Origin of the sequence: Rhodococcus sp. EPR-147 (assembly GCF_001647185.1) — a bacterium.
Lineage (GTDB): Bacteria > Actinomycetota > Actinomycetes > Mycobacteriales > Mycobacteriaceae > Rhodococcoides.
Genome location: NZ_LVCU01000106.1, coordinates 1 through 11,584 on the forward strand (window position 1 = coordinate 1; position 11,584 = coordinate 11,584).

Below are 11,584 nucleotides of genomic sequence, written 5' to 3' on the forward strand. Positions count from 1 at the left end.
GTCCCACAGGGTGTCCGACGCGTCCTGCCGGCGCTGATGAACCAGTTCATCTCACTGATCAAGGACTCGTCGCTGATCTACTTCCTCGGACTGCTCGCCACTCAACGCGAGCTGTTCGCCGTCGGTCGAGATCTCAACGCACAGACCGGAAATCTGTCCCCGCTCGTCGCCGCCGGATTGTTCTACCTGGTGCTGACCGTGCCGCTCACCCATCTCGTGAACTACATCGACAAGCGACTGCGCACCGGCAAGGCCGAGCAGACGCTGGACCCGGTCGAGCAGGCCGTCGTCGTGGAAAGAGGCTGACATGACTTCTGTTTCGCTCGTAGGCAAGGACATTCACCTGTCCTTCGGTACCAACAAGGTGCTGCGCGGGGTGAGCATCGACGTTCCGGCGGGCACGACGACGACGGTCATCGGACCGTCGGGCTCGGGTAAGTCGACATTGCTGCGTGCTCTCAATCGACTGCACGAGCCCGAGCAGGGAGACATCCTGCTCGACGGCAAGTCGGTGCTGAAGGACAACCCCGACGAGCTGCGTCAGCGCATCGGCATGGTGTTCCAGCAGTTCAACCTGTTTCCGCACAAGACCGTTGCGGACAACATCGCTCTGGGCCCGCGCAAGCTGCTCGGCCTGTCCAAGGAGGCGGCTCGTGCGGCGGCGATGGATCAGCTCGAGCTGGTGGGACTGACCGACAAGGCGGATTCGCGTCCGGGCAATCTGTCCGGTGGGCAACAGCAACGTGTCGCGATCGCCCGGGCCCTGGCCATGAAGCCCGAGGTGATGTTCTTCGACGAGGCCACCTCCGCTCTGGACCCCGAATTGGTGAAAGGTGTGCTGGCACTGATGGCCGACCTCGCGAAGGGCGGAATGACGATGGTGGTGGTCACCCACGAGATGGGCTTCGCGCGATCGGTGTCCAACAGGGTGCTGTTCATGGACCACGGCAGCGCCGTCGAAACCGGAACGCCGGAGCAGTTGTTCGACGATCCTCACACCGATCGACTGAAAACGTTTCTGTCGCAGGTACTGTAGCGAGCGTCGGTCAGCCCGGTACCCGGTACAGACGCCAATCCGGTTGATCTGCACCGTCGTTCGGAACTTCGAGGACGAGTGGATACAGGTCGGCTCCGTTGTCGTAGATCGTCGGATATCGCCGGTTGACCGCATCGGACACTCCGCGGCCCTCGTTGGGCACCGTCAGCAGATACTGCACGCCCGCCGATGCCGGGTCGTTGAGGATCTGGGTGAAGTCCAGGTCGGACGGAACCACGAACCGCTTCGGGTGTTCCGACGCTGCCACGACGGCGAACCCGTAGACGGTGTCGAGGAGGATCGACCCCTCCGGGAGGTTCTGGCCGTCGAGGTACGACGCCAGTCGGCGTTCGGTGGAGAAGGAATCGATGACTCGACGGGCCGCCATCGCCTGGGGATCGTCGGCCCGGGGATTTTCGTCGAGGAGACTACCGAGGGCGTACTGCTGACTCGACAACCCCGGCTGCACCATCGCCCACCCAGTTACCGGAAGAGCCAGCGCACAGACCGTCATTGCCACCGCCGCGGCGGCAGGACGCAGCGGCGCGAGCACGGGGCGGTGCCGTCGATAGGCCCCTGCGCGCCGGGTCGGCCGATCTCCGGTGGCCGGAAACAGTTGTACCACAACGACTGCCGCCAACGGAACGGCACAGATGAAGAACCGCAGGAAGCCGAATGTCGAACCCGTGATGTAGCTCGCGGCCTGAAATCCGAGCACCCCACCGAAAAGCAATGGTGCCACGACGAATTCGAGGTCTCGGCGACGCAGCGCCAGCACCACGGCCAGCGGTAGCGTCACCAGCAACGCCGGTCCCAGCACGACGACGGCACCGAGCGAGAACAGGCCGGTGCCAATCAGGTCACCGCTGGGCCCGCCGGACTGCGTCAGAATCGCGGCGTTTCCGTAGCTCGAGGACAGCTGGGCGAGCGCCTCACCGGTGATCAGCCAGCTCGTGCTGATCCACACCAGAAACACTGCCGTGCCGGGCCCTGCAACGAGCACTGCGTCCAGAATTGCTCTGCGGCGCATGCTTTTCCAATACGGCTGGCCCCGACGAAGAGCCGTCACGACCGCCACCAGTACCGCGGCCAGAGCTATCGGAACGACGCCCTCGTAGCGAGCGAGGAAGGCGAGAGCCAATGCGACGCCTGCCAACAGGAGATCGTGAACGTCGTCGGTGTTCATCCATCGAATCAACCGTCGTACAGCCCAGCAGAGGAAGAACAGGAAGCCTGCCTCGCTCATGCCGTTGGCTCCGTAGAAGACGATCATCGGGTTGATCGCGAAGACGACGGTGAGCAGGAGGTTGTATCGGCCGGGCAGTCCGCGGTCTCGGCAGATCCCGTGGATCATCACCACTGCACCGGCCATGAACACCGCCGACACCGCGATGCCCGAGATGTTCCACCGGGTGATCGCCGGCCACCACGATGCGAAGGCGACCATGGGCAACTGTGCGAGGGCCGTCAACGGCGTGAAGATGAAGCCGATGGCCGACACGTGTGGATCGCGGCTGAGCAGCACCGCCTGCGCGGCCGGGGTTCGCGACAATGCGTCGCCGAGGAGATAGCCGAAACGCATGCTCAGAGTCAGCCCCACCGCCAGGTAGCCCGCCAGCGCGCTGCCGAACACGATCCAGGGGGTGCGCCGATTCACGTGTTCTGCTCTTCGCCGACCGGCGTCGGCGCGGCGGGGCCGGACAGGCCGTGGAACGTCTTCTCCCAGTACGACGGATTGCGAACCAGCTGCCAACACCCCTTGATGGCGGCCACGCTCATCATCACCCAGTACAGGGGCATCGTGAGGCTGGGAACGAGCAGGTACGCGTTGTCGCTCTCTCGGCTCGCGATGAGGTACATGTACACCGTGGCGATGTTGCCCACCACCAGAGACAGCAACGAGAAATAGTAGATGTACGGCGGAAAGAGCTCGGCCACCAATGCCGGCTGGCCGAGAATCCATGCCGCCGTGGTGAACCAGAAGACCATGTTGATGCACGCGGTGATCGGTGTTCCCGCGAGCAACAATGTGAAGCGGTAGGTGCCGACCGGGCCGAGGGCACGCACCGTGGCGACCGGTCTGCGCATGTGCACCAACCACGTCTGCAGATAGCCCTTGTACCAACGAGAGCGCTGGCGAACCCAGTTGATCGGATCGCTGTTGGCCTCTTCGAGAGTGGTGGAGTCCAGCACCGCCGTCGAGTAGCCCGAGGCCGCGATGCGCACACCGGGATCCGCGTCCTCGGTGACGTTGAAGCCGTCCCAGGCCCCCACCTCGTCGATGACGTCGCGGCGCAGATGATTGGAGGTTCCGCCGAGGGGAATCGGCGAGGTGCTGGCCATCAGGCCCGGCAGCAGATACCCGAACCACAGGGCGTAGTCCGCGGTGAACCACCCGGTCAGCAGATTCTGAGAACCGTTGTGGAAAGCCAACTTCGCCTGCACGCACGCGACGGTGTCGGGCAGCCGCTCGAAAGCAGCGACGACGCGACGCAGTTGCAGTCGCTCGGGCAGATCCTCGGCATCGAAAATCGTCACGATCGTCCCGGTAGCGAAATGCAATCCGTAGTTGCATGCTTTCGGCTTGGTGCGAGGGTCGCCTGCGGGGACCAGGACCACGTCCACCGAATCGCTGACGCCGCTGCGCGCGGCCGCCTCGATGGTGACCTCGTCGTCCTCTTCGAGCAGCAACAGAACCTGCAGCTTGTCGGCTGGATAGTCCAGGCCGGTCATCGCCGCGATGAGGTCACCCACCACCTCCGGCTCGTCGTACGCCGGAACCAGAATGGTGTAGTACGGCAACCGATCGTCGGGAACGGCCCTGGCTTCCTCGTCGGTCACCGTGACGATCGCCGACGCGTCCAGACCTCGGGAGAACAGCAGTAAGCGGTCGATCATCGCCAGCAGATACCCGATGGTGCACACGACCGTGACCACGAGCAGCGTCCCGACCGGAGCGAACACTCCACAGGCGAGGAGCGAAAGCGCAGCCCCGATCGCCGTGTACTTCTGCCAGGGAACGAACGCAATTGCGGCCGACGCCAGCGGATTTCGATCGGCCAATCCGTTGATCGCGTCGTAGAGCGCAGCTGCTCGGAACTCTTCGGTTTCCGTTCCGACACGCGGGGGCGTCGGTCGTCCCTCCGTGGGAGTTGTGGTCACAGCGGCGCACCGTTCGCCGGGGCCCACTGCTGGCGAACGAGCCCGGTGCCGAAGGTCGTCAACAGCTCACGATCCTTGTACTCCGGATCGTCGTCGATGGAGATGGCGTTGCCCCGAAGCAAGGTGCCGATCGCTGTACCGAGATTCGATGCCATCGACGGCATCGGCTGCGGGAACGCGGCATCGAGGTCGTGATTGTCGACGCTGATGACGGTCACACGTTGGAACACATCGCCTCGCTGCCAATGGAACACGAGCTTGGTCCAGGTGAGCAGCAACGCGTCGCTGACCGAGGTGTACAGCGCACCCGTCACCCCGCGTCCGAGATCGATGGTCAGGGGTTGGCTCGTGCGCGTGTTGGTCAATCGATACAGGGTGCTCTCCGGATAGACGGCCAGACTGGCCCGATTGGTCGTCGACAGAACGTCGACCACCACGGTCCGTGGTCTCGACCGCAGGTCCCAGGCGGAATTGCCTTCGTCGGCGCGCATCGTCTGCCGGGTCAGAGTGGCACGACTTCCGAAGAACGCGCGGACCCAATCGAATTGCTCCATGTCGATCTCGCTGAAACCGACCGGCGGAACCAAGGGAACAGATGCCGCACCAGGTGGTCCCGTCGGTGCCGCCACGGGGGTGCGGTCGGGTAGGGGAACGAGAGCCAGGACCGCAGCCGCCACGATCGAGACGACGATCGAGCTCGGCGACGACTTCGCCGTCGGGACAGCGAGGCGGCGCGGCCGTCGCTCGTCGAATCGGCCGCGACGCGCAGTGAGATAGAAGCCGCTTCCGGTGACTGCTGCCGCGCCGACGGTCGGGACGAGCTGCAGCCAGATGATGTCGATCTGGGGCCACACCGCCAACATCACTGCCGCAACTGCCAATCCGGACGAGACGGTGCACACGAACCCGAGCCATCCGCGACGCCTGGTGCGGCCGACGGCGATGGCACCGGCGATTCCTGCCAAGAGCACCATCACCGCCGCGTAGGCGAAACGGCCTCCGCCCAAACCGATGGCGACCAACCGGTAGCCCAGCGGACTCAACGCGAGCAGCAACAGCCAGACGGACCAGAACCGACCCACCGGACGCAGTCCGAACATCAGGATCGCGCCACCGAAGAAGAACGTCAGCGCCGCAAGGACATCCAAGTGCGCCAGCTCGTACTGATCGGCGTAGCGCGGCAGCCACAGCGCCTTGATCGCGATGGACACCAGCAAGCCGATACCGCCGACGATGTTGTCGGTCTGCCGATCGTGGATGGGCAGCTCGTCGGCCCTACGCCGCGCTACTCCCTGCGCCGCAACGACAGCGAGCAGGGGCAACACGAAGATGTACGCGGTGATGGCACCGTCGGACGCCTCCTGCGCCAGCCGCACCCAGGTGGGAAGGAACGCGAGAACGACACAGGCGAGGAGAACCACCCAGCGCACGACCAGGATGGCGAGCGGACGCCGTGCTCGCCACCGAGGTGGCGCGGTCGGTACCGCGCCCGTGTTGGGTGCGGTGTCCACTGTCATGTCGAGTCGCTCATGTCGAGTCGCTGTGCCGGCTCGGCGCGGTCGTCGACCGGCGCGCTCGGAGCGCGAGCACGAGTGCGCCCACGCCCGCGGCTGCGAGTACCGCAAGACCGACTCCCACGACCAGCACCGTCGTTCGGTCGGTTGTGTTCTCGGGCGCCGCTGCGGTGTCGTCCGCACCGGACAGTGCCGCGCTCGACAGTGAGATCGGTTCGGTGTTCTGCGCAGCGAACACGATGTCGCCGTCGAGCGCGAACCACCGAGCCGGGTCGTCGTCGAGCCAGGACAGCATGGCGTCGAATCGGTCCGGTGCCGAGTTCCAGGATCCGACGAGGACTGCGTTGTCCTGCACCGACGTCACCTGCACCGTCGCGAAGGGCTCGTCGGTGTCGACCGTCAATTCGGTGGCACCGCCGGCGGAGTCCGGGTCGGCGACCCGGAATGTCGTCTCGTCGATCGACGACAGCGGCAGGGTCACCGTCTCGGGCAGTTCCGAGGCAGGCGCGATCACGAGGGCGGGTCCACTACCGTCGAGCGCCTGTTCCATCGACACGACCTCCGGGAGGAGGGGCAGACTCGACAGACGCTGCAGTCCGGTTGCCATCGTGACCGCTCGGACGACTCCCGCGTAGGACTCGTCGGCCATCGCGATCTCGAACTGCGGCATCAGCGCCTGCGGCATCGATCGCAGGCCGAGCGGGGCCGGTGTCGTGGAATCCGAAGACCGCACCAGAGTCGAGCCGTCCACGGTCACACTCGTATCGGCGGCCGCGGAGCAGCCACCGCCACCCGTGGTCGACGGATGGTCGACGGAAATGTCGAGTGTCTCGACGCGGGACAGGGACGAATTCGGAATGTCGATCCAGCGATCGAGCCGACCGGTGTCGTCGGCCTCCCACACTGCGAGCGGTGACCCGTTCACCGTGGCCCGCACCGATCCCGCGCCCGGTGTGTAGCTGCCGATCAGGTGCACGGACAGGTTCGATGCCGATCGGCCGAGCCGCGTCTGATCGATCGTGATGGACGCAGTCGCCGTGGCACCGCCCGAACCGGTCACCGTGCCGATGCCGAGGTCGTCGAGCGTGATCGATTCGGGCGGAAGTTGCGCTGTTGCCGACGATGGTCCTGCCGAAGCAGCCGTGGAGACCGCGATGTCGGAGAGATCACTGGTGACGAGGCGGGCCTGATCGGTCAGATCCGACCCCGTTCCGGTGAGGTACATCCGTGGTGGAGCCTGGTCGACGGGGTAGATCAGTTCCACACCGGCGTCGGAGCTCCTTGCCAATACGACTGATCTCTCGAACGGTCCGTCCGGTGCCGCCCCTGCAAGCTCACTGTCCGGCCGAACGGCCACCCGGACCGGCTGCGCCCCGTAGTGGTGGATCACCGAGGTTGCCACAATCGTTGCGGCGGTGACGGTTTCGCGATCCGCGTCCGACGGGACGAACAGCGTCAGCGTCCTCAGCACTACCGGCAGAAAGTCCGCAATGGTCTCGGGCACCGCCGGTTGCCCCTGGTAGGCCACGGTTGCGTCGATCAATCGGACGGCATCGGAGGCAGGATCGGGGCAGTAGCGATCGTCGGGAATCAGAGACGGGATCAGATCGAGGGCGATTGCTCCGTCGACCGTCGGTGCCGCAGCCAGTGGAATCGACACCGCAGTGGTCGGTGCGGTGTTGTCGAGCGTGATGCGGGTGATCGGCCGACCGTCCGATTCGACGTCGACCCAACCCCGGTCGAGCCAGGCAGGCACCGTCATCACTGCATCGAGCATCGAGGGCACCGAGCCTGCAGGGGACGGCACGGTCAGTCTGGTGGCCTGTCCGGTCGAGTCCACGGTGGTGGACCGACCCAGTCCCAATTCGCCGAAGGTGAAGCGATCAACATAATCCTGTTGCTCTCCATCGATCGGCTGCGCCGATACGAACGGGGCCGTAAGCAGAAACGTAGTTGCGACGAGAACTGCCGTCGATGCAACGTATGCGATTCGCATTGGGGGATTTCCAGCTTTCGCATAATGAAACGGAAACCCGAACTGTACTGCGTATTCCCGATCTTCGGTACATCGGAAAGTCGTACATTTACCCATCTGGATCGAAATTCGGCCAGAAACATACTGGGAGACACGAAAGTTCGACTCAATGAGCGGCTCGGCCCGGTGGAATCGAATTCCGACGCAACGGAGCTCGTCGAATTGTACGAATACGGTGATATTGCCGTCCAGGGGCCGTCGAATTCACAATTCGGAAATTCGTGCAGCAGACATCTAGCATTACGCCGATGCGGATCGTTTCGATGTTTTCACGGTGCGCAGTGGGCGCAGCAATGGTGCTGTCCCTCGCGCTGAGCACCGGTGTGCCCGACGCGGCAGCAGCCCCCGAGTCCGGTGCCCGCGTCACGGCAAGCGCCGACGGTCTCGCACTCGACGGAAATCCTTGGTGGCCGACCGGATTCAATGCCTATCAGCTTGCGACCGATTGGTCGGTCAACGCAGGCTGTGGAGCGATGGTGGACCTGAACGGCTACTTCGGTGCCCTGCCTTCACATTCCCTCACGCGGTTCAACGCGTTCCAAGCGCTGACGATCAACCGATTCACCGGCGCACTCGACTTTCGCCCGATGGACGCGGTCTTCGCGGCGGCCGAGGCGCACGGGCAACTGGTCGTCCCGGTTCTCTCGCCACAGGACGGGGCCTGTGAAGGAAACGCCTTCAAGGGCAGACAGTGGTACGTCGACGGATGGACGACGCCCCCTGCCGTCCCCGACGCGAATGCGGTGACGAGTTTCGAGCAGTGGATGCTCACTGCTGTGAACCGGTGGAAGGATTCGCCCGCACTGGCAGCCTGGGAATTGGTCGGTGAGCCGGAAACCAGCTCGTGCACCGACGCGGCGTGCTCGTGGACCACCCGAACCTGCACCGCAGACGCCGCCCAGGTTCTGCGCTCCTTCTTCGACACCGCGGGGCAACAGCTCCGCACTGTCGATCCCCGCACCCTGATCACCGCCGGTCTCACCGGCGGCGGACAGTGCGGTAGCCAGGGTGACGAGTACGAGTACCTCGCCCAGTCGCCCTTCGTCGATGTGCTGCAGTACCACGACTACGGATACGACGGTGTGCCGTTGCCCGGAGATCAGTGGAACGGGCTGCAGCGGCGGATCACCCAGAGCGCTGCGGTGGGCAAACCCCTCCTGGTCGGGGAGATCGGCCAACTCGCCGGTTCCTGTGGCGATATCGATTCTCGCGCAACGAGTATCGCCACCAAGATCGACGGCCAACGCGCCGCAGGCACAGCCGGAGCCCTGCTGTGGGCCTTCGTACCCGACCCGCGGCCGGACGAGTGCACCTACGACATCGGACCCGGCGATCCGTTGTGGCAGACGATCGGACGTTAGGGCATCCTCGTTGTCCGCGACTTCACCTGAACGTTCCTTTACTTTCGCTTTTGGGTGACAGCGTGCCGTGACATGAAGCCACTACCCTTGTTCGCGGTTCACGACGGAAGCTCCAAGCGGTCAGCATTGACGTGCAAGTACAAGTGCGGGGATGCGTGTTTCCACGAGGTTCCCAACACGTCGAAGGGTCAGTACTTCGGCGACATCGTCAAGACCGCCATGTCGCGGCGCGGTGTGATCAAGGGCGGTGCCATGGCGGTACTCGCCGTGGGTGCCGGTAGCGCTCTCGCGGCGTGCTCGACCGACGAGCCCGCCACCACCGGAGGCGCAACCTCGAGCACGTCGGGTGCCGATACCCCGCCCGTCGACGGCGTGGATTTCGTTGCGGTGGAACCGAACACCGAGGACGCAGTCGTGATACCCGAGGGCCACGAGCAGGCCGTCGTCATTCGCTGGGGCGATCCGGTGCTCGACGGCGCTCCGGCGTTCGACTTCGACAACCAGACCGGTGCGGCGCAGGCCATGCAGTTCGGCTTCAACAACGACTTCGCCGGCCTACTGCCGGTGGAGGGCACGCCCAACGCATTCCTGCTGGTGGTCAATCACGAGTACACCACCGAGCCGGCGATGTTCAAGGGCTACGACGAGGAGAACCCGACGCGTGAGCAGTTCGACGTAGCGCTCGCCGCGCACGGTCTGACGGTGGTTCAGGTTCAGGGCGAGGGCAACGCGGGCAAGCTCACCCCTGCGATGGGCCGGTACAACCGCCGTATGACCGGCACCACGGAGTTCGTCGTCACCGGCCCCGCCGCGGGCAGCGACTTCCTCAAGACGAGTGTCGACCCGACGGGCACCCGCGTGCTCGGTACGTTCAACAACTGTGCAGGCGGCCTGACGCCGTGGGGCACGGTGCTCTCCGGCGAGGAGAACTTCAACCAGTACTTCGGCAACGCGGAGTCGGTCACCGAGACCGTCGCCGCCGAGCGGCTCGCCCGCTACGGCATCGAGGGTGCCGCCAGCGATCGCAAGTGGGAGACCTTCGACAAGCGCTTCGATCTTGCCCAGGAGCCCAACGAGGCCAACCGATTCGGGTACATCGTCGAGGTGAACCCGTGGGATCCGCAGTCGGCTCCGATCAAGCACACCGCGCTGGGACGCTTCAAGCACGAGGCCGCCACCATCTACGTCACCGACGACGGCACCGTCGTCGCCTACAGCGGCGACGACGAGCGCTTCGACTACATGTACAAGTTCGTCTCGAGCCGCAAGATGATGCCCGGCACCGGCGCGGCCGCGATGCGCAACAACCTGACGCTGCTGGACGCGGGCACGCTGTACGTCGCCACGCTCACCGGCGACTCCCCGGACGAGATCGACGGCTCCGGCACCCTTCCCGCCAGCGGTGAATTCAAGGGCACCGGAACGTGGGTGCCGCTGCTGCGCACGAACGAGGACGGCCGCGGCGAATCCCTCGTCGACGGCATGACCGCCGAGGAGGTGGCGGTGTTCACCCGCCTGGCCGGCGACAAGGTGGGCGCGACCAAGATGGACCGCCCGGAGGACTTCGAGCCCAACCCGGTGACCGGCAAGGTCTACGTCGCGTTGACGAACAACGCCAACCGAGGCACCGAGGGCAAAGCCGGGGCAGACGAGGCCAACCCCCGCAACACCAACAAGAACGGCCAGGTGCTCGAGCTCGAGGACGACCACGCGGGCACGTCGTTCACCTGGAACCTGCTGCTGGTGTGCGGTGACCCGAACGAGGCCGACACGTACTTCGGCGGCTTCGACAAGAGTCAGGTCAGCCCCATCTCGTGCCCCGACAACCTCGCGTTCGACTCGAAGGGCAACCTGTGGGTCTCCACCGACGGAAACGCTCTCGACTCCAACGACGGCCTGTTCGCCGTGGTGCTCGACGGCCCACGCCGTGGTGAGACCCGCCAGTTCCTGACGGTTCCCGCGGGCGGCGAGACCTGCGGTCCCATCGTCTCCGACGAGCGGGTCGTGGTGTGCGTGCAGCACCCGGGCGAAAGCGACGATGCCACCGCCGACGCACCGATCTCGCATTGGCCCGACGGCGGCGACACTCAGCCTCGGCCGTCCGTCGTCGCAGTGTGGAAGTCGGCGTAGCCATAGCTGTTTCGCATCGATCGGAACGCGCCCGTGGTCGAAGACAGTCGACTGCGGGCGCTTCGGTTGTGTCAGGCGTCCTCGGGGCGCTCAGTCGGCAGCCGTATCTGCCATCAGCCGTGCGACGACCCAGGCCATCGCACGGCTGACGGCATCACGCGATTCGCCGGTGTGATCGAGCATGTCGAATCCGTGTTGTCCGTCGGGTACGTCGGGTACGTCGATGATGTCTAGGTTCGTAGCGTGGGCAGCCTCGACGAAAGCGTTCACCCCCGAGACGAATTCGGGGCGATCGCGGCCCACACGTGTGAGCAGAATCGGCAGTGCTCCCGAATCCGATACGGCG

At 65.0% G+C, this 11,584-nt stretch carries 8 protein-coding genes and 1 pseudogene; 4 read left to right on the forward strand and 5 right to left on the reverse strand.

Annotated elements, in window-relative coordinates:
• Both A2J02_RS05050 and A2J02_RS05055 read left to right on the forward strand, forming a co-directional pair.
• Positions 1-306, forward strand: a 306-nt coding sequence (locus A2J02_RS05050) for an ABC transporter permease subunit (RefSeq protein WP_156516099.1), incomplete at its 5' end; no start/stop codon positions are given.
• Between the two features lies 1 nt (position 307).
• Positions 308-1,036 (forward strand): amino acid ABC transporter ATP-binding protein, encoded by a 729-nt coding sequence (locus tag A2J02_RS05055; RefSeq protein ID WP_068047565.1) that lies wholly within the window; start codon positions 308-310, stop codon positions 1,034-1,036.
• Positions 1,037-1,046: 10 nt separating this feature from the next.
• Here the strand turns inward: A2J02_RS05055 and A2J02_RS05060 are convergent, their stop codons facing one another.
• From A2J02_RS05060 to A2J02_RS05075, 4 genes are read right to left on the reverse strand one after another with little or no spacing between them, the layout of a single operon-like run.
• Positions 1,047-2,693, reverse strand: coding sequence for a glycosyltransferase family 39 protein (locus tag A2J02_RS05060; RefSeq protein WP_082899480.1), 1,647 nt, complete (start codon positions 2,691-2,693; stop codon positions 1,047-1,049).
• The gene (locus A2J02_RS05065; RefSeq protein ID WP_068047577.1) at positions 2,690-4,198 is read right to left on the reverse strand and encodes a glycosyltransferase; all 1,509 of its coding nucleotides are present in this window, start codon (positions 4,196-4,198) and stop codon (positions 2,690-2,692) included. The genes A2J02_RS05060 and A2J02_RS05065 overlap by 4 nt, the downstream gene beginning before the upstream one ends.
• Positions 4,195-5,715 (reverse strand): hypothetical protein, encoded by a 1,521-nt coding sequence (locus A2J02_RS05070; protein ID WP_082899481.1) that lies wholly within the window; start codon positions 5,713-5,715, stop codon positions 4,195-4,197. Before A2J02_RS05070 ends, A2J02_RS05065 begins: the two co-directional genes overlap by 4 nt.
• Positions 5,716-5,725: 10 nt before the next feature.
• A complete protein-coding gene (locus tag A2J02_RS05075; protein WP_068047570.1) occupies positions 5,726-7,708 on the reverse strand; it encodes a hypothetical protein in 1,983 nt (660 codons plus the stop codon).
• Between the two features lie 332 nt (positions 7,709-8,040).
• Between A2J02_RS05075 and A2J02_RS05080 the strand changes: the two genes are divergently transcribed.
• Together A2J02_RS05080 and A2J02_RS05085 are read left to right on the forward strand one after the other, a co-directional pair.
• The gene (locus tag A2J02_RS05080) at positions 8,041-9,108 is read left to right on the forward strand and encodes a beta-mannosidase (protein WP_197477940.1); all 1,068 of its coding nucleotides are present in this window, start codon (positions 8,041-8,043) and stop codon (positions 9,106-9,108) included.
• 72 nt (positions 9,109-9,180) lie between these two features.
• Positions 9,181-11,238, forward strand: coding sequence for a PhoX family protein (locus tag A2J02_RS05085; RefSeq protein ID WP_068047573.1), 2,058 nt, complete (start codon positions 9,181-9,183; stop codon positions 11,236-11,238).
• Positions 11,239-11,328: 90 nt separating this feature from the next.
• Here A2J02_RS05085 and A2J02_RS28055 read toward each other — a convergent pair.
• Positions 11,329-11,584: pseudogene (locus A2J02_RS28055) on the reverse strand (alpha/beta hydrolase); the annotation flags it as partial.

Excerpts from the sequence above, each read along its gene's own strand:
- A2J02_RS05085 (WP_068047573.1), top strand. The coding sequence starts at position 9,181 with ATGAAGCCACTACCCTTGTTCGCGGTTCACGACGGAAGCTCCAAGCGG.
- A2J02_RS05055 (WP_068047565.1), top strand. The coding sequence starts at position 308 with ATGACTTCTGTTTCGCTCGTAGGCAAGGACATTCACCTGTCCTTCGGT.
- A2J02_RS05075 (WP_068047570.1), bottom strand. The coding sequence starts at position 7,708 with ATGCGAATCGCATACGTTGCATCGACGGCAGTTCTCGTCGCAACTACG.
- A2J02_RS05070 (WP_082899481.1), bottom strand. The coding sequence starts at position 5,715 with ATGACAGTGGACACCGCACCCAACACGGGCGCGGTACCGACCGCGCCA.
- A2J02_RS05080 (WP_197477940.1), top strand. The coding sequence starts at position 8,041 with ATGGTGCTGTCCCTCGCGCTGAGCACCGGTGTGCCCGACGCGGCAGCA.